The sequence below is a fragment of the Dactylosporangium sp. NPDC000555 genome (genome assembly GCF_040300025.1).
Lineage (GTDB): Bacteria > Actinomycetota > Actinomycetes > Mycobacteriales > Micromonosporaceae > Dactylosporangium.
Genome location: NZ_JBEPDB010000077.1, coordinates 1 through 23,462 on the forward strand (window position 1 = coordinate 1; position 23,462 = coordinate 23,462).

At 70.9% G+C, this 23,462-nt stretch carries 27 protein-coding genes; 17 read left to right on the forward strand and 10 right to left on the reverse strand.

What is annotated here, in order from left to right; translation table 11 throughout:
• Window positions 1-1,008 (forward strand): RNA-guided endonuclease InsQ/TnpB family protein (locus ABT297_RS33325; RefSeq protein WP_350556442.1); only part of this gene is annotated, 1,008 nt, incomplete at its 5' end.
• Window positions 1,009-1,022: 14 nt separating this feature from the next.
• Here ABT297_RS33325 and ABT297_RS33330 read toward each other — a convergent pair.
• The 4 genes from ABT297_RS33330 to ABT297_RS33345 all read right to left on the reverse strand — a co-directional run bounded on the left by ABT297_RS33330 (window position 1,023) and on the right by ABT297_RS33345 (window position 3,745).
• Window positions 1,023-1,280, reverse strand: coding sequence for a hypothetical protein (locus ABT297_RS33330; protein ID WP_350556443.1), 258 nt, complete (start codon window positions 1,278-1,280; stop codon window positions 1,023-1,025).
• An 84-nt stretch (window positions 1,281-1,364) separates the two neighbouring features.
• Window positions 1,365-1,721: a transcriptional regulator gene (locus ABT297_RS33335; protein WP_350556444.1), complete on the reverse strand. Its 357-nt coding sequence runs from the start codon at window positions 1,719-1,721 to the stop codon at window positions 1,365-1,367.
• The gene (locus tag ABT297_RS33340) at window positions 1,718-2,413 is read right to left on the reverse strand and encodes a hypothetical protein (protein WP_350556445.1); all 696 of its coding nucleotides are present in this window, start codon (window positions 2,411-2,413) and stop codon (window positions 1,718-1,720) included. The genes ABT297_RS33335 and ABT297_RS33340 overlap by 4 nt, the downstream gene beginning before the upstream one ends.
• A gap of 474 nt (window positions 2,414-2,887) precedes the next feature.
• Window positions 2,888-3,745 (reverse strand): RecB family exonuclease, encoded by an 858-nt coding sequence (locus tag ABT297_RS33345; RefSeq protein ID WP_350556446.1) that lies wholly within the window; start codon window positions 3,743-3,745, stop codon window positions 2,888-2,890.
• Window positions 3,746-3,815: 70 nt separating this feature from the next.
• On the opposite strand from ABT297_RS33345, the gene ABT297_RS33350 reads away from it, so the two are divergent.
• Genes ABT297_RS33350 through ABT297_RS33360 form a run of 3 tightly spaced genes read left to right on the forward strand, consistent with a single transcriptional unit; the run spans window position 3,816 to window position 6,518 of the window.
• Window positions 3,816-5,024 carry a site-2 protease family protein gene (locus tag ABT297_RS33350; RefSeq protein ID WP_350556447.1) on the forward strand — a complete coding sequence of 403 codons (1,209 nt, stop codon included), beginning with the start codon at window positions 3,816-3,818 and terminating at the stop codon, window positions 5,022-5,024.
• Window positions 5,021-5,971, forward strand: a complete 951-nt coding sequence (locus tag ABT297_RS33355) for a tRNA (adenine-N1)-methyltransferase (protein ID WP_350556448.1) — start codon at window positions 5,021-5,023, stop codon at window positions 5,969-5,971. Before ABT297_RS33350 ends, ABT297_RS33355 begins: the two co-directional genes overlap by 4 nt.
• On the forward strand, window positions 5,949-6,518 hold the full coding sequence (locus tag ABT297_RS33360) for a hypothetical protein (protein WP_350556449.1): 570 nt from the start codon (window positions 5,949-5,951) through the stop codon (window positions 6,516-6,518). Before ABT297_RS33355 ends, ABT297_RS33360 begins: the two co-directional genes overlap by 23 nt.
• A 24-nt stretch (window positions 6,519-6,542) precedes the next feature.
• Here ABT297_RS33360 and ABT297_RS33365 read toward each other — a convergent pair whose 3' ends face one another.
• Window positions 6,543-6,830: a ferredoxin gene (locus tag ABT297_RS33365; protein WP_502885690.1), complete on the reverse strand. Its 288-nt coding sequence runs from the start codon at window positions 6,828-6,830 to the stop codon at window positions 6,543-6,545.
• A 210-nt stretch (window positions 6,831-7,040) separates the two neighbouring features.
• Between ABT297_RS33365 and arc the strand changes: the two genes are divergently transcribed.
• The 5 genes from arc (at window position 7,041) to prcA (ending at window position 12,926) form a co-directional block, all read left to right on the forward strand.
• Entirely contained in the window at window positions 7,041-8,807 is a 1,767-nt protein-coding gene (gene arc, locus ABT297_RS33370) for a proteasome ATPase (protein ID WP_350556451.1), read from the forward strand.
• 455 nt (window positions 8,808-9,262) lie between these two features.
• On the forward strand, window positions 9,263-10,780 hold the full coding sequence (dop, locus tag ABT297_RS33375) for a depupylase/deamidase Dop (protein ID WP_350556452.1): 1,518 nt from the start codon (window positions 9,263-9,265) through the stop codon (window positions 10,778-10,780).
• Between the two features lie 70 nt (window positions 10,781-10,850).
• A complete protein-coding gene (locus ABT297_RS33380) occupies window positions 10,851-11,066 on the forward strand; it encodes a ubiquitin-like protein Pup (protein ID WP_350556453.1) in 216 nt (71 codons plus the stop codon).
• 143 nt (window positions 11,067-11,209) lie between these two features.
• The gene (prcB, locus tag ABT297_RS33385; RefSeq protein WP_350556454.1) at window positions 11,210-12,049 is read left to right on the forward strand and encodes a proteasome subunit beta; all 840 of its coding nucleotides are present in this window, start codon (window positions 11,210-11,212) and stop codon (window positions 12,047-12,049) included.
• A 40-nt stretch (window positions 12,050-12,089) separates the two neighbouring features.
• Window positions 12,090-12,926 (forward strand): proteasome subunit alpha, encoded by an 837-nt coding sequence (gene prcA, locus ABT297_RS33390; RefSeq protein WP_350556455.1) that lies wholly within the window; start codon window positions 12,090-12,092, stop codon window positions 12,924-12,926.
• A gap of 75 nt (window positions 12,927-13,001) precedes the next feature.
• Here the strand turns inward: prcA and ABT297_RS33395 are convergent, their stop codons facing one another.
• Genes ABT297_RS33395 through rfbB form a run of 4 tightly spaced genes read right to left on the reverse strand, consistent with a single transcriptional unit; the run spans window position 13,002 to window position 15,949 of the window.
• Window positions 13,002-13,703, reverse strand: a complete 702-nt coding sequence (locus ABT297_RS33395; protein ID WP_350556456.1) for a glycosyltransferase family 2 protein — start codon at window positions 13,701-13,703, stop codon at window positions 13,002-13,004.
• Window positions 13,690-14,073: a DUF2304 domain-containing protein gene (locus tag ABT297_RS33400; protein WP_350556457.1), complete on the reverse strand. Its 384-nt coding sequence runs from the start codon at window positions 14,071-14,073 to the stop codon at window positions 13,690-13,692. Before ABT297_RS33400 ends, ABT297_RS33395 begins: the two co-directional genes overlap by 14 nt.
• Window positions 14,070-14,954, reverse strand: a complete 885-nt coding sequence (rfbD, locus tag ABT297_RS33405) for a dTDP-4-dehydrorhamnose reductase (RefSeq protein ID WP_350556489.1) — start codon at window positions 14,952-14,954, stop codon at window positions 14,070-14,072. The genes ABT297_RS33400 and rfbD overlap by 4 nt, the downstream gene beginning before the upstream one ends.
• 2 nt (window positions 14,955-14,956) lie before the next feature.
• Window positions 14,957-15,949, reverse strand: coding sequence for a dTDP-glucose 4,6-dehydratase (gene rfbB / locus ABT297_RS33410; RefSeq protein ID WP_350556458.1), 993 nt, complete (start codon window positions 15,947-15,949; stop codon window positions 14,957-14,959).
• A gap of 73 nt (window positions 15,950-16,022) precedes the next feature.
• Here rfbB and rfbA point away from each other — a divergent pair, with 73 nt between their 5' ends.
• From rfbA to ABT297_RS33430, 4 genes are read left to right on the forward strand one after another with little or no spacing between them, the layout of a single operon-like run.
• Entirely contained in the window at window positions 16,023-16,892 is an 870-nt protein-coding gene (gene rfbA / locus ABT297_RS33415; RefSeq protein WP_350556459.1) for a glucose-1-phosphate thymidylyltransferase RfbA, read from the forward strand.
• Between the two features lie 56 nt (window positions 16,893-16,948).
• Entirely contained in the window at window positions 16,949-17,548 is a 600-nt protein-coding gene (locus ABT297_RS33420) for a dTDP-4-dehydrorhamnose 3,5-epimerase family protein (RefSeq protein WP_350556460.1), read from the forward strand.
• A gap of 35 nt (window positions 17,549-17,583) precedes the next feature.
• Entirely contained in the window at window positions 17,584-18,942 is a 1,359-nt protein-coding gene (gene pafA / locus ABT297_RS33425; RefSeq protein WP_350556461.1) for a Pup--protein ligase, read from the forward strand.
• 29 nt (window positions 18,943-18,971) lie between these two features.
• Window positions 18,972-19,184, forward strand: coding sequence for a hypothetical protein (locus ABT297_RS33430; protein WP_350556462.1), 213 nt, complete (start codon window positions 18,972-18,974; stop codon window positions 19,182-19,184).
• A 15-nt stretch (window positions 19,185-19,199) separates the two neighbouring features.
• On the opposite strand, the gene ABT297_RS33435 is transcribed toward ABT297_RS33430, so the two are convergent.
• The gene (locus tag ABT297_RS33435) at window positions 19,200-20,300 is read right to left on the reverse strand and encodes a DUF3866 family protein (protein ID WP_350556463.1); all 1,101 of its coding nucleotides are present in this window, start codon (window positions 20,298-20,300) and stop codon (window positions 19,200-19,202) included.
• A gap of 105 nt (window positions 20,301-20,405) precedes the next feature.
• Between ABT297_RS33435 and ABT297_RS33440 the strand changes: the two genes are divergently transcribed.
• From ABT297_RS33440 to tatA, 4 genes are all read left to right on the forward strand, one after another.
• The gene (locus tag ABT297_RS33440; protein ID WP_350556464.1) at window positions 20,406-21,419 is read left to right on the forward strand and encodes a helix-turn-helix transcriptional regulator; all 1,014 of its coding nucleotides are present in this window, start codon (window positions 20,406-20,408) and stop codon (window positions 21,417-21,419) included.
• 314 nt (window positions 21,420-21,733) lie between these two features.
• Window positions 21,734-22,693: a helix-turn-helix transcriptional regulator gene (locus ABT297_RS33445; RefSeq protein ID WP_350556465.1), complete on the forward strand. Its 960-nt coding sequence runs from the start codon at window positions 21,734-21,736 to the stop codon at window positions 22,691-22,693.
• Window positions 22,694-22,703: 10 nt separating this feature from the next.
• Window positions 22,704-22,970 carry a hypothetical protein gene (locus tag ABT297_RS33450; RefSeq protein ID WP_350556466.1) on the forward strand — a complete coding sequence of 89 codons (267 nt, stop codon included), beginning with the start codon at window positions 22,704-22,706 and terminating at the stop codon, window positions 22,968-22,970.
• A gap of 188 nt (window positions 22,971-23,158) precedes the next feature.
• A complete protein-coding gene (tatA, locus tag ABT297_RS33455; protein ID WP_350556467.1) occupies window positions 23,159-23,425 on the forward strand; it encodes a Sec-independent protein translocase subunit TatA in 267 nt (88 codons plus the stop codon).
• Window positions 23,426-23,462 lie beyond the last annotated feature (37 nt).

Below are 23,462 nucleotides of genomic sequence, written 5' to 3' on the forward strand. Positions count from 1 at the left end.
ACCGAGGAACTGGCGTTCCTCAACGACGTCTCCTGCGTGCCGTTGCAGCAGACGCTGCGGCACCTCCAAGTGGCGTACACGAACTTCTTCGCCAAGCGGGCCAAGTACCCGACGTTCAAGTCCAAGAAGCAGTCGCGCCGCTCGGCGGAGTACACGACCAGCGCGTTCCGGTTCCGCGACGGCCAACTCACGTTGGCGAAGATGACCGAACCCCTGCACATCGTGTGGTCCCGGCCCCTACCCGACGGGGCGTCGCCATCCACCGTGACCGTGTCGCAGGACCCGGCCGGCCGCTGGTTCGTGTCCCTGCTCTGCGACGACGTGATCGAGCAGGTCCCGGCCACGGGTGCGGTCGGTGTCGACGCCGGGCTGAACAGCCTGCTCACCCTGTCCACCGGGGAGAAGGTCACCAACCCGAAGCATGAGCGCCGCGACCGGGCGCGGCTGGCCCGCACCCAACGGAGCCTCGCCAAGAAGGTGCGGGGCTCTGCGAACCGGGCGAAGGCCCGGGTCAAGGTCGCCCGCGTCCATGCCCGGATCGCCGACCGGCGCCGCGACCACCTGCACAAGCTGACCACTCGGCTCGTTCGTGAGAACCAAACGATCGTGATCGAGGACCTGACCGTCCGCAACATGGTCAAACATCGCAGCCTGGCCCGCGCCATCTCCGACGCGGCCTGGCGGCAGTTCCGCACCCTGCTGGAGTACAAGGCCGAATGGCACGGCCGGAACCTGGTCGTCGTGGACCGCTGGTTCCCATCGTCCAAACTGTGCTCGGTCTGCGGTGCGCACGCTGAGCGGATGCCACTGCACGTACGGTCGTGGACCTGCCGATGCGGCGCCGTCCACGACCGCGACGTGAACGCGGCCCGCAACATTCTCGCGGAGGGGCTCTCCGTGATCGCCTGTGGAGGCGGTGTAAGACCTCAACGAGAGTCCTCTCGCACGGGGCAGTCGTCGGCGAAGCAGGAAACCCAGCGGGCGACCGCTGGAATCCCCCGCCTTTAGGCGGGTGGAGGATGTCAAGAACGGCCGATCGAGATCGGATCCGGCCGGGACCGGTCGAGCAGGTGCAGAGCCACCATACCGATCGGGTACGGCCCGGTCGGCGCGGGCAGGACCATCCGCGGCGGGCCCGAGGCGACCGGGCCGGTGGCGACGGGAGCCGCTCCCGCGCGCCCCGCGAGGCCGAGCGGCACGGTCAGCCCGGCGGCCAGTGCGGCCGTGATGACGCCGCGTCGGGTCAGGCGTTCCCGGCCGATCGATGGTGTAGTGGTCAATGAAGCCCCCTCGTGTCGTGGACAGCACCGGACGGACTGGCGGCAGCGTGGAGCCGCCGGTCGGCCGCCCGCCGGTTGGTGTCGCTACTGCTCGCTCGGCGTTTCGACCCGGGCGATGAGCTGCTTGAGTCGCGCGATCTCCTCGGCGAGCGCGGTGTTGCCCGCCGCGGTGAGGGTGATCCAGGTGCGGCCGCGTTTGCCGGCGTAGCCTTTCTCGACCTCGACGAGACCGGCTGTCTCCAGGACGCCGAGGTGCTGGGAGAGGTTGCCGGCGGTCAGTTCCAGCTGGGTGCGCAGGTAGCCGAACTCGACCCGGTGGGCCTCGTGCGCGAGGGTGAGGATGCCGAGCCGAACCCGCTGGTGCACCACGTCGTCGAGCCCGGTGACCGGATGCGGGGATTCGCTCTCGTCCGGGGGCGGGGCGTCGACCGGTCCGGTCACCGGGTCCGCCGCAGTCGTTGCGCCAGCGCGAAGCCGGCGCTGCCCAGCAGCAACAGGCCGCCGCTGATCACCCACTGTGTCGGGAGTCCCCACCAGGAGCTGGTCCCCCACCCGGCGGCGATCGGCGGCGACAGCACCACCGCCAGGTACCCGAGGGCGAACAGCAGCAGCGCGACACGCCGCTCCAGCCAGGCCAGCACCAGCAGGGCCAACCCGATCGCGCCGGTCGGATCGATCAGGTGCATCAGGAACACGACGAAGGCGGACGGGCTGTCGGGGTACGGCAGCGGGTCGAGGAGCAGCAAAGCCCCCGTGGCGGCGGCGGACAGCACGACGAGCGCGACGCCGGTGAGCACGTACGGCAGCATCCGGGTGCCCAGTCCCCGGGACCGGGCCACCCGCACGTACCCACCGGCGATCACCACGTATGCCAGCACCAGCGCCGCCCACCAGTAGAACGCCACGGCCTGGAACCAGACCTTGCACACCTGGCCGTCGCTCAACGCCCGGCAGTCGCTGAGGACCGGGTGGCCCAAGCTGTACACCGGGATCGCCCCGAACGTCACGAGGGCCAGCACCAGCAGCGGCAGCCACGTCACCCGCTGGTCAAGCCGGACCCGGCGCGCGAGGTCGCGCACCTCAGCCAGCAGCCGGCGTGCATCGCCACCGGCAGGAACCGCATCGGAAGTCATACAGATAGGTTTCCACAACAAACCAATTGGCGCTAGTGGCAGTGTCGGCTGGTGCGGAGGGCGTCGAGCGTGGTCGGCCGCGCCCGGGTCGCGACGGGGTTTTCCATGATCGAGTGAACGTGCTGCTCCTGGTACACGTTCACTCCGGGATGACGGCGAACTGGGCGCTCGGCCGATGGTGCGGCATGGTCGCGGAGAGGTTGTGCCGGCCGCGCCTGACAAGGTCCGTCTGCGACGCGCGCCGGCCGGTCGACAAAGGGCAGCAGGCGTGGCCAGTGCCGAAGGCCCGGCTCATGGCCGCGCTAAAGCATGATATGTCGGATTTTCGGTGACCGCCCGGTTGCTGCGGCCGTAGGCCGCGCGTCCTTGGCACCGCGGACATGGCAGGAAGGGCCGCCAGGCCCGACCGGTGTCTCACGGGAGGAACGGTCGTGCGTTGTGCGGACCGGAGTCAGCTGCCTGCGACGCGGGCCGTCAGTCGCGCTCCACGACCAGCTCGGCCTGGTCCTCGCTCGGGGCCGGGGCGATCTGCGGGAAGGGTGGGGGCGTGCCGTCATACGCCGGGCAGAGGGCCTGGTGGGCGCACCAGCCGCACAGGCGGCTCGGCTTGGGGCGGAAGTCGCGGTTCTGGGTGGCCAGGTCGATGGCCTGCCACAGGGCGAGCAGGGTGCGCTCGAAGCGGGCCAGGTCGTCGGCGTCGGGAGCGAAGTCGCAGACCTCCCGGTCGCGCAGATACATGAGGCGCAGCACCCTCGGTACGACGCCGCGGGTGCGCCACAGCACCAGGGCGTAGAACTTGAGCTGGAACATCGCGCGGGCCTCGAAGGCCTCGCGCGGGGCGCCGCCGGTCTTGTAGTCGACCACGCGCAGGTCGCCGGCGGGGGAGACGTCCAGGCGGTCGATGATGCCGCGGATGACCAGGCGGCCGTCGACCTCGGCCTCGACATACGCCTCGCGGTCGGCGGGCTCCAGGCGGTTGGGGTCCTCGACGGCGAAGTAGCCGGAGAGCAGGTCGCCGGCGCCGGACAGGAACTCCTCGGGGGTGAGGGGGGTGCCGGCGAAGATGTCCGCCAGCTCCGGCTCCTGCTCGACCAGGCGCTGCCACTGCGGCGCGACCAGGTCGGCGGCGTGCTGCGGGGTGCGCTCGCCGGGCGGGGCGTCGAAGAGGGCCTCGAGCACGGCGTGGACCAGGGTGCCGCGGGCCTGGTCGGGGGTCGGGCGCTCGGGCAGGCGGTCGATGCTGCGGAAGCGATACAGCAGGGGGCAGGTCTTGAAGTCCGCGGCGCGCGACGGCGACAGGGTTGGCAGGGCGGAGGTAACGGGCACCGTCATGCCCAAGAGGTTAGACGGGGGGTACGACGAAAACGTGTTTCGAACCCGCGAGCCCGTAGCATCTGGTGCGATGGACGAACACCGCACGGCATCCGCGTCGGCGTCGCCGGCTGCCCGCCCGCAGGCCCGGGAGCGTGGCGCTGGCATCCCCCTGGGCCGGCTGGCCGGAGTCCCGATCTACCTGGCGCCCTCGTGGCTGCTGCTGGCGGGGCTCATCACGCTCATGTATGGCCAATACATGGCGAGCCGGTCGGGGCTGCCGATCACCACGGGGCTGGCGGTCGGGTTCGGGTTTGTCGTGTGCCTGTTGATCTCGGTGCTGCTGCACGAGCTCGGGCACGCCGTGACGAGCCGGCACAGCGGCATCGGTGTGCGCGGGATCACGTTGGAGATGCTCGGCGGGTACACCGAGATGGAGCGTGAGGCGCCGCGCCCGGGCGTGGAGCTGTACGTGTCGATGGCGGGTCCGGTGGTGTCGCTGGCGATCGGGCTTGTGGCGGCCGCCGCCGCGGTGGTGCTGCCGCCCGGCGGCGTCGCCGAGACGTTCGCGTTCCAGCTGGCGCTGTCCAACATCGTGGTCGCGCTGTTCAACGCGCTGCCGGGGCTGCCGCTGGACGGCGGGCGGGCGCTGCAGGCGCTGGTGTGGCAGCTCAGCGGCGACGCCGACGTCGGGCGGCAGGTCGCCGGGTGGGCCGGGCGGGTGCTGGCGCTGGCGACCGCCGGGGTCGCGCTGCTGCTGTGGCACGCCGGGATCGTGCACGGGTATTTCGGCATGCTCTTCACCCTGCTCGTCGCCCTCACCATGTGGGTCGGGGCCGGGCAGGCGATTCGGCACGCCAAGGCGACCGCCGGCCTGCCCCCGTTCAGCGCCCGCGAGCTGGCCCGGCCGATCGTCGCGGTGACCGCCGACACGCCGCTGTCGGAGGCCGACCGCATCGCGTCGATCGCCGCCGAGCGCTCGCCCGTCGTGGCCGTGGTCGACGGCGGGGGTAGCCTGGTCGGGTTCGTGCACGGCGCCTCGGCGCGCGCGGTGCCGGCCGAGCGGCGGCCCTGGGTGCCGATCGGCGACGTGACCCGCCGCATCGACCGCGATCACGTGCTCACCGGCCACCTGCGCGGCACCGACCTGCTGATGGCGATCAAGGACGACCCGGGCGGCGACTACCTCGTGGTCACCGGGGAGGATGTGCACGGCGTCCTGCGCGGCGCCGACCTCGTCTCCCTGGTGGCCCCGACCCGGCGGCCGCGCAGGCCGACCGTCCGGAGGAACAGCACGTGACCGTGGAAAGCCCTGTCCAGACCCCGTCCGCCGTCCGGAGGGGCCCCTTCCGCCCGGGCGACCGGGTCCAGCTCACCGACCCCAAGGGGCGGATGCACACCATCGTGCTGGAGGCGGGCAAGGAGTTCCACACCCACCGCGGGCGGCTCGCCCACGACGAGCTCATTGGCGCGCCCGACGGCAGCGTGGTCACCTCCACCGGCGGCACCGCCTATCTGGCGCTGCGCCCGCTGCTGTCCGACTACGTGCTGTCCATGCCGCGCGGCGCGCAGGTGATCTACCCCAAGGACGCGGCCCAGATCGTGGCGATGGGCGACATCTTCCCCGGCGCCCGGGTGCTGGAGGCCGGCGCCGGCTCGGGCGCGCTGACCTGCTCGCTGCTGCGCGCCGTCGGGTCCGAGGGGACCGTGACCTCGTACGAGATGCGGGAGGACTTCGCCGAGATCGCCCGGCGCAACGTGGAGGCGTTCCTCGGCGGCCCGGTGCCGGGCTGGACGCTGCGTGTCGGTGACGTGGCCGGCTGTGAAGACACCGGTTTTGATCGGATAATCCTAGACATGCTCACGCCTTGGGAGATCCTGCCGCTCGTCTCGCGGGCGCTGATCCCCGGCGGGGTGTTCATCGGATATGTGGCGACCACGCCCCAATTGTCGGAGTTGGTGGAGGCCTTGCGCGAGGATGGTGGGTACACCGAACCTCGAGCGTGGGAGAGCCTCGTGCGCGACTGGCACGTGGAGGGCCTGGCCGTGCGGCCCGATCACCGCATGATCGCGCACACGGCGTTCCTGGTCAGCGCCCGGAAGCTCGCTCCTGGCGTGACCGCACCGCCGCGCCGGCGCAAGCCGAGCAAGGGGGCCGAGGCCTATGCGGCTCGGCGGTTGGCGGCCGCCGCGGCCGCCCGGGCAGAGGAGGAGGCCGAAGGGCATGAGCCGACCGAGCTTCAGTGACCTACCCGCGGTCTTTCCCGACTGGTCGCCGTATCCGGACCTCGAGTCGGCGGCCCGGGCATATCTGCGCGATCCGGACATCGCGTTGGACGCCATGGCCGGTGTACTGCGAGGTCAGAGCGTTCTGGGCTTCACCCTCGAGCGGTTCGTCAACGACGTCAACGGCGTGTGGCAGGAGGTCGTGGTCTGCGACGGCAACCGGCTGATCCTCTGGCACGGCGAGGACATCCCGCCGGAGGAGGCGCCGCCGGGCTCGATGACGTCGTCACTGCGGGTGGTGGCGCTGTCCGCGGTGACCGAGGTCGGCTGCCGGCGGCGGATCAGCCGCAACCCCAACGGCACCCATCGGGTCGACAGCGTGGACGTGTATCTGCTGCTCACGTCGCTCGACGAGGCCAACGTGGCGGCGGAGGAGGCCGGCTCGGTGCTCCGCCACGACGCGCTGCGCTTCGGCAAGACGCTCGACGACGGCGGTGCGGGTCAGATCGCCCGGCTGGAGGAGTTCGCGCGCCTGGTCAGCTCGCTGGTCGGCAAGCCGATGCTGTAGTCCGGGGCCGGAGCGGGTCTGGGATCACTCGGCGTCGGGGCCGGCGACGGGCGCGTCGTCGGACCGGCGGCGCACGTGGATGCAGTCGCCGGGGCACTCCTTGGCCGCGTCGATGACCTCGAGCCGCAGATTGGCGGGCACGTCGACCCGGCTGCCGGGCGCCAGCAGCAGCTCGCCGTCCGGGCCCTTGACATAGGCCAGACCGTCGACGTCGAACTCGAAAACCTCCGGCGCGTATTGCACGCACAGGCCGTCGCCGGTGCACAGGTCCTGGTCGACCCACACCTGCAGGGTGTCCTCGGAAGTCTCCACGCTCACAGCCATGACGCTACCCGACGCCCCGCGAAGCGTGCAGGGGACCGTGACACACGCCGCAGGGGCCCCGGAAAAGGTCCCGGACGGGGCGCTGGAAGTGTCCCGGATTTGTAAACACCCTATGGCGCACGTGTTCGAGGGGGCCCGAACCGCCGATCAGCAGTTAGTGTTAGAGCACAACGTTCAAAGCCCCCGGGGAGGTGGGACGTGGCACGCAGCGACGACGCGGAGACGCGCGCCGCACGATGGGAGAAGGACGCCCACGATCTCTCCACGCAGGTCGCGTTTCTTCAGGAGGAACTCGCCCTGGTGCGGCGCAAGCTGACGGAGACTCCGCGACACGTGCGACAGCTCGAGGAGCGGCTTGCCGCAGCGCAGGCGCAGATTGCCCGGCTGACCGAAAACAACGAGCGGCTCGTGGCCACCCTCAAAGAGGCCAGGGCCCAGATCGTGACGCTGAAGGAAGAGGTGGACCGCCTGGCGCAACCGCCGAGCGGTTACGGCGTCTTCCTCGCCCGCCATGACGACGGCACTGTCGACGTCTTCACAGGTGGGCGCAAGCTGCGCGTGGCAGTCTCCCCGGCGATCGAGACCGAGGAGCTGCGCCGAGGCCAGGAGGTCCTGCTCAACGACGCCCTCAACATCGTCGACGCGCTCGGGTTCGAGCGGGCCGGTGAGGTCGTCATGTTGAAGGAGGTCCTCGAGGGCGGCGACCGCGCTCTCGTCATCTCGCATGCCGACGAGGAACGGATCGTCCACCTGGCGCACACGCTCGCCGACGCGCCGCTGCGCGCCGGCGACTCGCTCATGATCGAGCCGCGCTCGGCATATGCGTACGAGCGCATCCCGAAGAGCGAGGTCGAGGAGCTGGTCCTGGAGGAGGTGCCCGACGTCGACTACACCGACATCGGTGGCCTGTCTCCGCAGATCGAGCAGATCCGCGACGCGGTGGAGCTGCCCTTCCTGCACGCCGACCTGTTCCGCGAGCACAAGCTGCGCCCGCCCAAGGGCGTATTGCTCTACGGCCCGCCCGGCTGTGGCAAGACCCTCATCGCCAAGGCGGTGGCCAACTCGCTGGCGAAGAAGATCGCCGAGGCGCGTGGTGAGGAGAAGCGGACCAGCTACTTCCTCAACATCAAGGGTCCGGAGCTGCTCAACAAGTACGTCGGCGAGACCGAGCGGCACATCCGGCTGATCTTCCAGCGGGCCCGTGAGAAGGCCAGCGAGGGCACGCCGGTCATCGTGTTCTTCGACGAGATGGACTCCGTGTTCCGCACCCGCGGCTCCGGCGTCTCCTCCGACGTGGAGAACACGATCGTCCCGCAGCTGCTCAGCGAGATCGACGGGGTGGAGGGGCTGGAGAACGTCATCGTCATAGGCGCGTCCAACCGGGAAGACATGATCGACCCGGCGATCCTGCGCCCGGGCCGGCTCGACGTGAAGATCAAGATCGAGCGGCCAGACGCCGAGGCGGCCAAGGACATCTTCTCGAAGTACATCCTGACCGACGTACCGCTGCACCGGGACGACGTCGCCGAACACGGCGACTCGCCCGACGCGACGGTCGCGGCCATGATCGACGCGGTCGTGCTGCGGATGTACTCCGAGACCGAGGAGAACCGCTTCCTCGAGGTGACCTACGCCAACGGCGACAAGGAAGTCCTGTACTTCAAGGACTTCAACTCGGGCGCGATGATCCAGAACATCGTCGACCGGGCGAAGAAGATGGCGATCAAGGACTTCCTCAGCAGCGGCCAGAAGGGTGTGCGCCTGCAGCACCTGCTCGACTCGTGCGTCGACGAGTTCCGCGAGAACGAGGACCTGCCCAACACCACCAACCCCGACGACTGGGCCCGCATCTCCGGCAAGAAGGGCGAGCGGATCGTGTACATCCGCACGCTCGTCTCCGGCGGCAAGGGCGCCGAGGCCGGCCGGTCGATAGAGACCGCCACCAACACCGGCCAGTATCTGTAAGCGAGCACCATCCGAGAGCGGGCGGCGACCACCTGGTCCCGCCCGCTCCGGCTTCGCTCGGGTTCGGAGCCGGGGACGGGCGCTGACGCCGACACCGCGGCGGCGGCCGTTCCGGTTTCTGTTTCGCGGCCGGCGAGGTGTCCGGCGGCATACCTCGCTGCGTCCGCGAAGCTACGTGTAAGAAATGGCTGCGATGGTAGCCCTTTTTTACACACAGCCGCCGGGTTCGGGGGGTGGGACCGCCGGCAGCGCTCGCGCGAAGCGCGCCGCAGGCGTCGGCATGGGCTTCGGGGTGGGAACCGCCCGGCGGCGGCCGCGCGAAGCGCGCACCAGGCGTCGGCATGGGGCTCCGGGGTGGGGTAACCGCCGGCAGCGCTCGCGCGAAGCGCGCACCAGGCGAGAAACTGCCCGCGCGGTGTGGGCCGGGTGGCCGTCCGTACGACTAGGGTTGTGTCATGAGTGTGCGGCGCGTGATGGGCACAGAGGTCGAGTACGGCGTGTCCGTGCCCGGCCAGCCGGGTGCGAATCCGATGGTCACGTCCTCCCAGGTGGTCAACGCGTACGGGGCGCGGCCCGAGCTCACCAAGGGGGGCCGGGCCAGATGGGACTACGAGGAGGAGTCGCCGCTGCGCGACGCCCGCGGCTTCACCTACTCCGGCGCGCTGTACGACCCCGCCGAGGCGCTCGCCGACGAGGACCTCGGGCTTGCCAACGTGATACTGACCAATGGCGCCCGGCTCTACGTCGACCACGCCCACCCGGAGTACTCCACGCCCGAGGTGACCAACCCGCGCGACGTGGTGCTGTGGGACAAGGCCGGCGAGCGGGTGATGGCCGAGGCCGCCCGGCGCGCCGCGACGATCCCCGGCACGCTGCCGATCCACCTGTACAAGAACAATACGGACAACAAGGGCGCCAGCTACGGCACGCACGAGAACTACCTGATGCGCCGGCAGACCCCGTTCGCCGACATCGTCATGCACCTCACCCCGTTCTTCGTCACCCGGCAGATCGTCTGCGGCGCCGGGCGGGTCGGCATCGGCCAGGACGGCTCCGGTCCGGGCTTCCAGATCTCCCAGCGCGCCGACTTCTTCGAGGTCGAGGTCGGGCTGGAGACCACCCTCAAGCGTCCCATCATCAACACGCGGGACGAGCCGCACGCCGACGCGGACAAGTACCGGCGGCTGCACGTCATCATCGGCGACGCCAACCTGTCGGAGATCTCGACGTACCTGAAGGTCGGCACCACCTCCCTCATCCTGGCGATGATCGAGGAGAAAGCGCTCGCGGCCGACCTGGGCATCGCTGACCCGGTCAGCGAGCTCAAGGCGGTCAGCCACGACCCGTCGCTCAAGCACCTGATCCGCATGCGCGACGGCCGGCGGCTCACCGCGCTGGACATCCAGTGGGCGTTCTACGAGCGGGCCCGGGTCTTCGTCGAGGAGCGGCAGGGCGCCGACACCGACGAGATCACCCTCGACGTGCTCGACCGGTGGGAGAACGCCCTGGACAAGCTCGGGCGCGACCCGATGCTCTGCGCCGGCGAGCTGGACTGGGTGGCCAAGCTGCGGCTGCTGGAGGGCTACCGGGAGCGGGAGTCGCTGGGCTGGTCGTCGCACAAGTTGCAGCTCGTCGATCTGCAGTACTCCGACGTGCGCCCCGAGAAGGGGCTCTACCACCGGCTGGTGTCCCGCGGCTCGATGGCGACGCTGTTCGCCGAGGAGGAGGTCCAGCGCGCGATCGTCGAGCCGCCGGACGACACCCGCGCCTACTTCCGCGGTCGTTGCCTGGCCAAGTACCCCGACGAGGTGGTGGCGGCCAGCTGGGACTCGGTCATCTTCGATGTGGGCCGAGAGTCGCTCGTGCGGGTGCCGATGATGGAGCCCGAGCGAGGGACGAAGAAACACGTCGGCGCGCTGTTCGACAAGTGCCCGAGCGCGAAGGATCTGCTGGAGGCGATCACTTCCGGGTAGCCTTGAACAGCGATCCGTGGTCCCCGCGTACGCGGGGATGATCCGGTGGTCCCCCCGAGGAGGATGAGGCATGGCTACGAGGGATACGGGCGGGCAGTCCCAGTCCGGCAAGTCTCGGCGTGACGAGGAAGTTGACGTCGCCGCGCCCGAGGTCAACCCGGAGACGGCCGAGCGGGTCGAGCAGCTCGGCGAGGATGTCGACGACCTCCTCGACGAGATCGACTCCGTGCTCGAGGAGAACGCCGAAGAGTTCGTCCGCGGATACGTGCAGAAGGGCGGCGAGTAGCCGCCGTTCGCCAGCCCGCCCGTCCGGTGACCCCGGGCGGGCGGCGCCTGTTCGCCCACAGCGTTGTGGCGCGCCGCTTGTGAGCCTCTCGGCGGCGTATTGTTGGCCCACCACAGTCGATCACTCCATCGGGAGGAGCTCCGTTGCCGACGGGTCTTGACCACTCAGGGCGCCTGCCCGCCGCGTTTCACGCCGCCGGGACCTCGTCGTTCAGCGAGTTCCTCTCCGAGGTGGCCCCCGAGATGCTTCCCGGACGGCGGCCGCTGCCGCCGGGGATGGCCGCCGACGTGAGCGCGCACGCCACCACCATCGTCGCGATCACCTGCGCCGACGGCGTGCTCATGGGCGGTGACCGGCGCGCCACCATGGGCAACCTCATCGCCCAGCGTGACATCGAGAAGGTCTTCGCCGCCGATGCGTATTCGCTGGTCGGTATGGCCGGCACCGCGGGCTTCGGCCTGGAGATGATGCGCCTGTTCCAGGTCGAGCTGGAGCACTACGAGAAGATCGAGAGCAGCATGCTCTCGCTGGAGGGCAAGGCCAACCGCCTGGCCAGCATGGTCCGCAACAACCTCGGCGCCGCGATGCAGGGCCTCGCCGTCGTGCCGCTGTTCGCCGGCTTCGACCTGGACGCCAAGAGCGTCGACAAGGCCGGGCGCATCTTCAGCTTCGACGTCGCCGGCGGCGTCTACGAGGAGCGCGGCTACGACTCCATCGGCTCCGGCTCGCTGTTCGCCAAGTCCTCGCTCAAGAAGCGGTATCGCCCGGGCGTGACCACCGAGGACGCCGTGAAGCTCGCCATCGAGGCGCTCTACGACGCCGCCGACGACGACACGGCGACCGGCGGGCCCGACCTGCTGCGGGGCATCTTCCCGGTCATCATGACCGCGACCGTCGAGGGCACCCGCCGATACAGCGACGACGAGACCCGCGCCGTCGCCGAGCAGATCATCGCCGAGCGCGCCGAGAACCCCGGCTCCTGAGCCCTCAGCCCTCCCACCAGCAGAAGGAGAACTCGCCACCGTGGCCATGCAGTTCTACGCCTCGCCCGAGCAGATCATGCGGGACCGCTCGGAATACGCGCGCAAGGGCATCGCCCGTGGTCGCAGTGTCGTGGTGCTCAGCTACGAGGGCGGCGTGCTCTTCGTCGCCGAGAACCTGTCGACCGCGTTGCACAAGGTCAGCGAGATCTACGACCGGATCGGCTTCGCCGCCGTCGGCCGCTATCCCGAGTTCGAGAATCTGCGCTCCGCCGGCGTGCGCCTCGCCGACCTGCACGGGTATTCCTACGGCCGCAGCGACGTGACCGGCCGGCAGATCGCCAACGCCTACGCGCGCACCCTGGGCGCGATCTTCACCCAGGAGCAGAAGCCGTACGAGGTGGAGATCTGCGTCGCCGAGGCCGGCGCCACCGCGGACGAGGACGAGCTGTATCGGATCACCTACGACGGCTCCGTGCAGGACGAGCCCGGCCTCGTCACCATGGGCGGGCAGTCCGACGCCATCTCCGGCGCCGTGAAAACCCGCCTGCGGCCCGACCAGACGCTCGCTGAGGCACTGAAGCTGGCGGTCGAGGGTCTGGCTAGCGTCGGCGGCGAGGGCGGCCAGCCGCGCAAGCTGGCGGCCAACCAGCTGGAGGTCGCGGTCCTGGACCGCAACCGCCCCGGCCGCACGTTCCGCCGCCTCACCGGTCTGGCGCTGACCGCGATCCTCGAGGACACGTCGGCGGCGAAGAGCACCGACGTGGAGGGCGGGCTGGAGGACAAGCCCCAGCCGCCGGCCTCCCCGGGCACCCCGGCCGACAACGCCTCCGGCCCGGCCGAGCCCGCCGAGGAGGCGCCGAAGCCGGACGCGGAGTAGCCCGTCCGGTAGCCGGACGCGACGCGACAGGCCGGGCCGCCCTCGGGTGACCCGGCCTTGCTCGCACTCGTACGGTCAGGCGCGGATGATCGCCAGCAGCAACACGATGAACGCGCGGCCCAGGTAGATCGTGGACTTCACCGGTGAGTTGCTCGGCGTGCCGGCCATCCGGGGACGCATCGCGACCGGGATCTGGGTGAGCTTGTAGCCGTTGCGGGCCAGCCGGACCAGGACCTCGATCGTGTCGCCGAGGTATTCGGCCGGATACCAGTGCGCGAAGAACTCGATCACGCGCCGGTTGCACGCCCGGTGTCCCGACGTCGTGTCGGTCAGCCGCGTCCTCGACAGCCTCGACAGCACCGCCGAGAGCATCTTCATCGCCCACTTGCGCGGCCCCTTGACGCTGTAGCCGCCCTCGCCCGCGAACCGGGCGCCGATGACCAGGTCGTGCTCGTCGAGGGCGTCGACGAGCTTCGGGATGTACCGCGGGTCGTGCTGGCCGTCCGCGTCGACCTGGATGGCCACGTCGTAGCCGTGGTCGTGGGCGTACCGGTAGCCGGTGCGCATCGCGCCGCCGACGCCGAGGTTGTACGGCAGCCGCGCGACGATCGCGCCGGCGGAGGCGGCCCGGACGGCGGTGTCGTCGGTCGAGCCGTCGTCGATCACGATCACGTCCACCGACGGCAGCTCGCCGTGCACCTCGCGCACGACGTCCGCGATCGAGTCGGCCTCGTTCCAGGCCGGGATGATGATCAGAACGCGTTTACGGTTGATCATCCAGGGCTACCTCCTGGGCGGCCAGGTCCTGCGGCCGTGGCTGGCCGAGCTCGCTGCGCAGCAGCGCGAGGTCCTCGGCCAGCGTGCGCGTCTCCTCCTCGAGCCGGCTGACCTCCCAGCTCAGGTGCACCGTCACCAGCAGCAGGAAGACGATGCCGAGGAACAGCACCAGGCTCACGCCGGAGACGATGCCGAGCGGCTTCGCCAGGTTGTCGGTGAGAAACGGGAAGAACGCCAGCGGCACGATCAGGACGCTGACCGCGAGCCACAGGATCGCGTACTTCTCCTGCAACTGCCGGCGACGCAGCAGTTCGACCATGAACGCCAGGATGGCCAGCGCGGTCACTCCGGTCACGACCGTGAGCTTCATGGCGGGCCTCCTTTCGGCCGGGCGGCGAACGCCGGATCGGCGAGTGCCGCGGTCAGCATGTCGCGCCACGGGCGCATCGGCGCCAGGCCGGCGACCGCCCAGCGGCCGTGGCCGAGCACGCTGTACGACGGGCGGGGCGCGGGGCGCGCGTACGCGTCGCTCGTGGTGCGCCGCACGCGGGCCGGGTCGTGGCCGGCCTCGGCGAAGACGGCCTCGGCCAGCCCGTGCCACGAGGTCCGGCCGGAAGCGGTGCCGTGGTACACCCCGCCGGGCGCGGCGCCCTCGAGGGCCGCGCCGGCCAGGGCGACCAGCCGCTCGGCGAGGTCCCGCGACCACGTCGGCTGGCCGACCTGGTCGTCGACGACCTCGACGTATTCGCGCTCGCCGGCCAGGCGCAGCATCGTGCGCACGAAGTTCTTCCCGTGCGCGCCGTAGAGCCACGCGGTGCGCACCACGTAGCCGGTGCCGGGCAGCGTGGCGAGCACGGCCCGCTCGCCGGCGAGCTTGCTGCGGCCGTACGCGTTCAGCGGCGCGGTCGGCGCGTCCTCGGTGTACGGGCTGGTCGCGTCGCCGGCGAAGACGTAGTCGGTGGAGACGTGCACCAGCCGCGCCCCGGTAGCGGCGCAGGCGGCGGCGAGGGCGGCGACGGCCGTACCGTTGACATCGGTCGCGCCCGCTTCGTCCGACTCCGCGCCGTCGACGTCGGTCCAGGCGGCGGCGTTGAGGACCACGTCGTGCCCCTCGACCAGGTCGCGGACCTTCGCGGCGTCGGTGATGTCCAGTTCCGCCCGGGTCGCGGCGGTCACGTCCCGCCCGTGCAGCACCTCGAGCAGGTCGCGGCCGAGCATGCCGCCGGCCCCGGTCACCAGGAAGCGGGTCACGATCACGCGCCCAGCGCCGCGCGGGCCTTCAGCGGCTCCCACCAGGCGCGGTTCCCCGCGTACCAGGCCACCGTCTCGGCGATGCCCTGCTCGAAGGTCACCTGGGGGGTGTAGCCGAGCTCGTTGCTGATCTTGTCGATGCACAGCGAGTACCGCCGGTCGTGGCCCTTGCGGTCCTGGACGTAGCGAACCGAGGATGCCCAGTCGCGCCCGGTCGCCGCGAGCAGGGTCTCGGTCAGCTCGCGGTTGGTCAGCTCGCGCCCGCCGCCGATGTTGTAGACCTCGCCGGCCCGCCCCTTCTCCAGGGCGAGCTGGATGCCGGCGCAGTGGTCGGACACGTGCAGCCAGTCGCGGACGTTACCCCCGTCGCCGTACAGCGGCACCTGCGCGCCGTCGATCAGATTGGTGACGAACAGCGGAATCACCTTTTCGGGGAACTGGTAGTGGCCGTAGTTGTTCGAGCAGCGGGTCACCACCACCTCCATGCCGTGGGTGCGGTGGTAGGCCAGCGCCAGCAGGTCGGAGCCGGCCTTGGAGGCCGAGTACGGCGAGTTCGGCGACAGCGGCCACTCCTCGGTCCAGGACCCCTCCTGGATCGAGCCGTAGACCTCGTCGGTCGAGACGTGCAGGAAGCGCTCGACCCCGGCCGCGCGGGCCGCGTCGAGCAGTACCTGGGTGCCCAGCACGTTGGTAGTAACGAACGGGCCGGCGCCAAGGATCGAGCGGTCGACGTGCGATTCAGCGGCGAAGTGCACGACCGCGTCGTGGCCGGGCATGAGCTCGCCGACGAGCGCGGCGTCGCAAATGTCGCCCTCCACGAATTGTAGGGCCGGGTCATCGGCTACCGGGGCGAGATTCTCGCGGTTACCCGAATAGGTGAGTTTGTCGAGGACGGTCACGACAGCACCGGAATACGCGGGATATCCGCCGCTCAACAGGGTGCGAACATAGTGCGAGCCGATGAAACCGGCACCGCCGGTGACGAGGATTCTCACGGGATCGGGAGTCTAATCGAACCGGGCCACGGCCGAGTCGAACTTGGCTGTGCGCAGCCCGTAAGGTGGCCGAGTGCGTGGCATCATCCTCGCCGGTGGGACCGGCTCGCGTCTGTGGCCCCTGACCAAGGCCGTGTCGAAGCAACTGATGCCCGTCTTCGACAAGCCGATGATCTACTACCCGCTCACCACGCTGGTGATGGCGGGCATCCACGAAATCCTCGTCATCACCACGCCCGAGGACGCCGAGCAGTTCCAGCGGCTGCTCGGCGACGGCGGGCAGTGGGGGCTGCGGATCAGCTACGCGGCCCAGCCCCGCCCCGAGGGCCTGGCCCAGGCGTTCATCATCGGCGCCGAGTTCATCGGCGACGACACCGTGGCGCTGGTGCTCGGCGACAACATCTTCCACGGCGCCGCGCTCGGCCAGCGCCTGTCCGACAACGCCGACGTCAAGGGCGGGCGCGTCTTCGCCTATCCGGTGGCCAACCCGCAGGACTACGGCGTCGTCGAGTTCGCCCCCGACGGCCGGGTACTGTCGATCGAGGAGAAGCCGGCCCGGCCGAAGTCCCGCTACGCCGTGCCCGGGTTGTACTTCTACGACAACCGCGTCGTGCGGATCGCCCGCGATCTCAAGCCGAGTGACCGCGGCGAGCTGGAGATCACCGCCGTCAACGCCGCCTACCTGGAGCGCGACGAGTTGCACGTGGTCGTGCTGGACCGCGGTACAGCCTGGCTGGACACGGGTACGTTCAACACGATGGTGCAGGCCGCCGAGTTCGTCCGGGTCATCGAGGAGCGGCAGGGCTTCAAAATCGGCTGCGTCGAGGAGGTCTGCTGGCGGGCCGGCCTGATCACCGATGAGCGACTGCGGGAGCTCGCGGAGCCGCTGCGCAAGAGCGGATACGGCGAATACCTGCTCCATCTGCTCGATTGGAAGAATTGATCGGCGAGCCGCAGAATCGCACCGCCTACATGACCGACACGCTACGGAGCCGGCACGTGAAGATCCGACAGCTCTCGATCGACGGCGCCTGGGAGATAGCCCCGGTGCTGCACGGGGATCGCCGCGGCCTGTTCGCGGAGATCTACCGCTTCGACCACCTGACCGCCGAGGTCGGCCACCCGTTGCGCCTGGCGCAGGGCAATCTCTCGGTCTCCGCGCGCGGGGTCGTGCGCGGCATCCACTTCGCCGACGTCCCGCCGGGGCAGGCCAAGTACGTCACCTGCACCCGCGGCGCCGTGCTCGACGTCGTCGTGGACCTGCGAGTCGGATCCCCGACGTTCGGCCGCTGGGAGGGCGTCCAGCTCGACGACGTCGACCGGCGGGCGGTGTACCTCTCGGAGGGCCTCGGCCACGGCTTCTGCGCCCTCACCGACGACGCCACCCTCACCTACATGTGCTCCGAGACGTACAGCCCGGCGGGTGAGCACGGCATTCACCCGCTGGACCCGGACCTCGCCATCGCCTGGCCGGCCGCCGACCCGACCCTGTCGGCGCGCGACGCGGCGGCGCCCACGCTGGCGCAGTTGCGCGACGCGGGCCGCCTGCCCGACTACGCCACCTGTCAGGGCTATACCGAAAGTCTGCGGTCCCAATAGGTTCGAATCCGGTCCGCGGCGGCTAATGTCTGTACATGGACCGGCGAATTTTCGGCCTTGAGACCGAATACGGGGTCACGTGCACCTACCGGGGGCAGCGCCGCCTGTCTCCGGACGAGGTCGCCCGCTATCTGTTCCGGCGCGTCGTGTCGTGGGGCCGTTCCAGCAACGTCTTCCTGCGCAACGGCGCGCGCCTCTACCTGGATGTGGGCTCCCACCCGGAATACGCCACGCCCGAGTGCGACTCGGTGCCCGATCTGGTCGTCCACGACCGGGCCGGTGAGCGGATCCTCGAAGGACTGCTGGTCGACGCCGAGCGCCGCCTGCACGACGAGGGGATCGCGGGCGAGATCTACCTGTTCAAGAACAACACCGACTCCGCCGGCAACTCCTACGGGTGCCACGAGAACTACCTGGTCAGCCGGCATGGCGAGTTCGGCCGCCTGGCGGACATCCTGATCCCGTTCCTGGTCACCCGCCAGCTCATCTGCGGCGCCGGCAAGGTGCTGCAGACCCCGCGCGGCGCCGTCTACTGCCTCTCGCAGCGCGCCGAGCACATCTGGGAGGGCGTCTCGTCGGCGACCACCCGGTCCCGGCCGATCATCAACACCCGCGACGAGCCGCACGCCGACGCCGAGCGCTACCGGCGCCTGCACGTCATCGTCGGCGACTCGAACATGAACGAGGTCACCACCCTGCTCAAGGTCGGCACCGCCGACATCGTGCTGCGGATGATCGAGGCCGGTGTCGCGATGCGTGACCTGTCGCTGGAAAACCCGATCCGCGCCATCCGGGAGGTGTCGCACGACATCACCGGCCGGCGGCGGGTTCGCCTGGCCAGCGGCAAGGAGATCTCGGCGCTGGAGATCCAGCAGGAGTACTTCGACAAGGCCACCGAGTTCCTGGACCGCCGCGGCGCCGACGCGCCGACGAAGCGGATCATGGACCTGTGGGGCCGGGTGCTGGGCGCGGTCGAGACCGGCAACCACAAGGAAGTCGAGCGCGAGGTCGACTGGGTGACCAAGCTCGGCATCATCGAGCGGTATCAGGCCAAGCACGATCTGCCGCTGTCGCACCCGCGGGTCGCGCAGATGGACCTCGCCTACCACGACCTGCGCCGCGGCCGGGGCCTTTACGGGCTGCTGGAGAAGCGCGGGGCGGTGGACCGGGTCGCCACCGACCTGGAGATCTTCGAGGCCAAGGAGACCCCGCCGCAGACCACCCGCGCCCGCCTGCGGGGCGAGTTCATCCGGCACGCCCAGGAGCGCCGCCGCGACTTCACCGTCGACTGGGTGCACCTGAAGCTCAACGACCAGGCGCAGCGCACCGTGCTGTGCAAGGACCCGTTCCGCGCCTACGACGAGCGGGTCGACCGGCTCATCGCCAGCATGTGAGCCTGACAGGGGTTAGGCTGGCCGGCGTTATGGATGACATGCCGGGCCAGCCGCCCCCGAAGCTCAACGCCGACTTCAACCCGGACCGCCCGGCCAGGAGCCGGCAGGGCCGACGGCTGCAGCGCATCCGCGAGGAGATCGAGCGCAACCGGACCGAGGGCCCGAAGTACCCGACCTGGCTGCTCGCCCTCGTGCTCGTCCTCATCATCGCGTTCTTCGCGCTGATCGTCATCTACGCCTGAGGCTCGCTGCCGCCGTCACGGCGTGGCGGACATGTCCCCGGTCAGCTTCGCGGCGTGGCGGCCCGCCGCCGCGGCCGACAGGAAGTACGCCTTGTCCTCCGCCAGGGTCCGGCCCATCGTCGACAGCCTCACCGGCAACGCGGCCAGGGCGGCCGAAAGATCCGCCGACGGCACCTCGACCACGGTGTGCGGCGGGCTCAGGGTCGCCAGCGCCGCGCGGACCTCGGCGGCCAGCTCCGGGGCCAGGTCGGCCGGCATGACCAGGTCGGCGGGGGCCAGCGCCACCCGGCCGAAGGCGGTCAGGCTGTGATGGGACACGCCCCGGTGGCGGGGGCGGGGGTCGGCGTCGGAGATGCGCGGGGCCGCGACAGGCCGCCCGCCCAGCGCCGCCACCGCGTTGACCGCCTCGCCCGCGGCCACGCCGGAGAAGCCCCAGCTCGTGCCCGTACCCAGGTTGCCCGGGCCCTGCGTGACGATCGCCAGGTCGGCGCGCAGGCCGTGGCGGGCCGCGAGGAGGCCGCTGTGGACGTTCGTCGACTCGAGGTCGCCGCCGAAGGCCTGGCCCGTCGTGACCGTTCCGGCCAGCAGCGGGCGCAGGGCGTCGAGCGTGCGGGAGAACCAGGCGGGCAGGGCGCCGCCGTCGGTCATGACGTAGGCGACGCGGGCGTCCGGGCGATCCGCGAGGGCGCCGGCCACGACCGCGGGCAGGGCCGAGTGCAGGTCGGCGACGACGACGGGCATGCCGCCGAGGTCGGTGGCGCCGGCCAGCGCCGCGCGCAGGGGAGAGGCCTCCTCGTCGGCGGCCAGGACGATCGCCTGCAGCGGCGTGTATCGCGCCTTCACCACGTGGCCGGGGGCGTCCGCGTCCTCGGGCAGGCGGTCGGGGATCGCCACGACCAGGGCGTACCCGCCGGTGCCGAGGCCCAGCGCGAGCGCGTTGAGGTTGAGCAGCACCCGGTCGCCCGGGCGCGGGGTGCCCACGAGCGCGGGGTAGGCCAGTGCGCGTACCGAATCGGGATCTTCCGCCCGTCGGGCCTCGACGGTGACGTCGAGCTCAAGACTGCCGCGCCACTCGCGGCGGGCGGCGACGACGGTACCCCAGCGCCAGCGGATCACGGCGCATACCGTAACGCAGCGACACGGCGCACTTCCCTCGTGACCGTGCGAACGCGCACCGGGTGGGCGACGCAGAACAGGAGTTCGGGCTGGTAGGTTCGCTCCGTGTCGAGGATCCGAACCGAGCGTCTGGTGAATCTGGTGATCTGCCTGCTCGCTACGCGCCGTTTCCTGACCGCCGAGCAGATCGCGGCCATCGTGCCGGGATACGAGCACGATCCCGACGACGAGCGCGACCACGAGGCGTTCCAGCGCAAGTTCGAGCGGGACAAGTCCGAGCTGCGCGAGCTCGGCGTGCCGCTGGAGATGGGCACCGCCAGCATCTTCGACAACGAGCAGGGATATCGCATCGCCCGGCGCGAGTATGCGCTGCCCGACATTCCGCTCGCCCCCGACGAGGCGGCCGCGGTCGGCGTCGCCGCGCGGCTGTGGCAGCAGACGGGACTGGCCGCGGCGGCGTCCTCGGGGCTGGCGAAGCTGCGCGCCGGCGGCATCGACGTCGACCCGCACGCCACGCTCGGGGTGGAGGCCGTGGTGACGGTCGACCCAGCGTTCGAGCCGCTGACCGCGGCGGTGCGGGACCGGCAGGCGGTCACGTTCTCCTACGAGGTCCCCGAGCGCGACGGCGCCGGCGTTCGCCGCCTGCAGCCCTGGGGCGTGGTGTGCTGGCGCGGGCGGTGGTATGTGGTCGGCCACGACCTCGACCGCGGCGCCGAGCGCTGCTTCCGGCTCTCGCGGATCGTCAGCGGCGTGCGGCGCCTCGGCCGGCGCGGTGCGTATGAGCCGCCGAAGGCCGACCTGATCGGATACGTCGCCCGCTCCAGCGGACCCGTCGAGCGCACCGGCCGGGCCACCGTCCTGGTGCGCCACGGTCGTGCGGCCGGCGTGCGGCGCTGGGCCGAGCGGTGCGTCGGCGGCCCCGATGGCGACCGGCTCACGCTGAGCTACGCCGACGTGGACTTCTTCGCCGGCTGGCTGGTCGGCTACGGCGCCGACGTCGTCGTGCTCGACCCGCCCGAGCTGCGCGACGAGGTGGTCCGCCGGCTGCGCGCGGTCGCCGCCTCCTACGCACCGGCCACCGGCGACCAGACCACCGCGGGGATCGGGGTGCCGGCGTGACCGGTCCGGAGCGGAGCGGAGGGGCTGGTCACCATGGGCTCAGTTTCAGGTCATGCTGCTGCTGGAGCGAAGCGGAGGTTGCGGCGTGACCGGTCCGGAGCGGAGCGGCGCCTGGTCTGGGTCGGTCGGTGCGAAGCCTCATCGAGCCAGACCGGGCGTAGGGGCCGGTCACCATGGGCTCAGCTTCAGGTCATGCCGCTGCCGGAGCGGAGCGGAGGTTGTGGCGTGACCGGTCCGGAGCGAAGCGTAGGGGCCGGTCACCGACTGGCTCAGTCCTCGCGTCACGCAACCGACGGGCGAAGCGAGGAGGGCGCGTGACGACCTCGGCGGACCGGCTCGGCCGGCTGCTCAACCTGGTGCCCTATCTGCAGGCGCGCCCCGGCGTCACGATCGCCGAGGCCGCGGCCGACCAGGGGATCACCGACCGCCAGCTGCGCGAGGACCTCGAACTGCTGTGGATGTGCGGGCTGCCGGGATACGGCCCGGGCGACCTCATCGACATGGCGTTCGGCAGTGGGCCGGCTGGCGACAGCGTCACCCTGACGTACGACGCCGGGATCGACCGCCCGCTGCGCCTCACGCCCGACGAGGCGCTCGCGCTCATCGTGGCGCTGCGGATGCTCGCCGAGACCCCGGGCGTGACCGCCGGCGACGGCGTCCGGCGGGCCCTGGCGAAGATCGAGAGCGCCGCGGGTGACCTCGCCGACGCGCCGGTCGAGGTCCGGCTGCCCGGCAACACCGACCGCCTGGAGGAGCTGCGCGGCGCCGTCGACCGCCGGCACGCGCTGCGCATCACGTACTACAGCGCGACCCGGGACGAGACCAGCGAGCGCGTGGTCGACCCGATGCGGGTGCTCGTCGTGGGGCGGTGGGCGTATCTGGAGGCGTGGTGCCGCCGCGCCGAGGCCGTCCGGCTGTTCCGGGTCGACCGCATCGACGCCTCCGTCGAGCTCGACGAGCCCGCCCGGGTGCCGCACCAGGCCCGCCCGACCGACACGCGCACCGGCAGCCTCTTCACCCCCACCCCCGACCTGCCCCTGGTCACGCTGCGGGTCGGCCGGGGCGCGAGGTGGATCACCGAGCAGTATCCGTGCGAAGCGGTCGAGCGCGGCCCCGGCGAGCACTGGACGGTCTCGCTGCGCGCGTCCGACCTCGACTGGGCCCGCCGGTTCGTCCTCGGCCTCGGCGCCGAGGTCACCGTCGTGTCGCCGCCGCGACTCGCCGAGGCGGTCGCCGCGGAGGCGCAGGCCGCGCTGGCCGCCTACGTGCACTAAAGTCGATGACGTGCTTTGGTGGATCTCGGGCGGAATCGTCGTCGTCGCGCTCATCGTCCTCATCGGCGTCGCGCTGAGCGTGCGGGGCCGGCTCCGGGAGTTCGACAACGCCGCCCGTGCCATGCAGGCGCGCCTGGCCGACGGCCAGCGGCGGGTGGAGCCCCGCCTGCTCGCGCTGCAGCAGACGGTCGAGACGATGCTGCCGCAGCTCGAGGCCATGCAGGAGAAGTCCCTGGCGATGCAGGCGAGTCGCGACGGCGGCGCGGAAAACAGTTAACAAGCCTGCCGGATCAACCGGGCAAAGCGTACCTTTGTCCGGATGGGTGGTTGACGATCCGGTGGGACAGCGTCAACACTCGTCAAGTCTTCAGCGGCCGGACCCCTGCCCGCTAACCGGCCTCTGCCTTCGCCCGCCGGTGGTCAGTAGGATGGGTGAGGCAGCTTCAATACAGTGAGGTGGCTTCAATGGGTGCACTTAGGCCGTGGCACATCATCGTTCTGGTGGTGGTGTTGATCCTGCTGTTCGGCGCCAAGCGCCTGCCGGATGCGGCGCGCGCGCTCGGGCGCTCGATGCGGATCATCAAGGCCGAGACGAAGGGCCTCGCCGACGACGACGTGGACACCAAGGCCGAGGCGCAGTCGGGCCGGCAGCCGCTCAGCGGCGAGATCGCTGACGGCCAGCCGTCGCCGAAGCCGCAGGTGGACCCGGTCGACCACGCACGTGAGCGCTGAGGCGCGCTCCGGTCGTGAGCATCATCGCGCGGCGGCG

Bases quoted from the DNA above. Each gene is read 5' to 3' on its own strand.
- ABT297_RS33395 (WP_350556456.1), bottom strand. From the start codon at position 13,703: ATGATCAACCGTAAACGCGTTCTGATCATCATCCCGGCCTGGAACGAG.
- ABT297_RS33400 (WP_350556457.1), bottom strand. From the start codon at position 14,073: ATGAAGCTCACGGTCGTGACCGGAGTGACCGCGCTGGCCATCCTGGCG.
- ABT297_RS33345 (WP_350556446.1), bottom strand. From the start codon at position 3,745: ATGACGGTGCCCGTTACCTCCGCCCTGCCAACCCTGTCGCCGTCGCGC.
- ABT297_RS33360 (WP_350556449.1), top strand. From the start codon at position 5,949: ATGAGCCGACCGAGCTTCAGTGACCTACCCGCGGTCTTTCCCGACTGG.
- dop (WP_350556452.1), top strand. From the start codon at position 9,263: ATGAGTGTGCGGCGCGTGATGGGCACAGAGGTCGAGTACGGCGTGTCC.
- ABT297_RS33340 (WP_350556445.1), bottom strand. From the start codon at position 2,413: ATGACTTCCGATGCGGTTCCTGCCGGTGGCGATGCACGCCGGCTGCTG.
- ABT297_RS33350 (WP_350556447.1), top strand. From the start codon at position 3,816: ATGGACGAACACCGCACGGCATCCGCGTCGGCGTCGCCGGCTGCCCGC.
- pafA (WP_350556461.1), top strand. From the start codon at position 17,584: ATGGACCGGCGAATTTTCGGCCTTGAGACCGAATACGGGGTCACGTGC.
- ABT297_RS33430 (WP_350556462.1), top strand. From the start codon at position 18,972: ATGGATGACATGCCGGGCCAGCCGCCCCCGAAGCTCAACGCCGACTTC.
- ABT297_RS33380 (WP_350556453.1), top strand. From the start codon at position 10,851: ATGGCTACGAGGGATACGGGCGGGCAGTCCCAGTCCGGCAAGTCTCGG.
- tatA (WP_350556467.1), top strand. From the start codon at position 23,159: ATGGGTGCACTTAGGCCGTGGCACATCATCGTTCTGGTGGTGGTGTTG.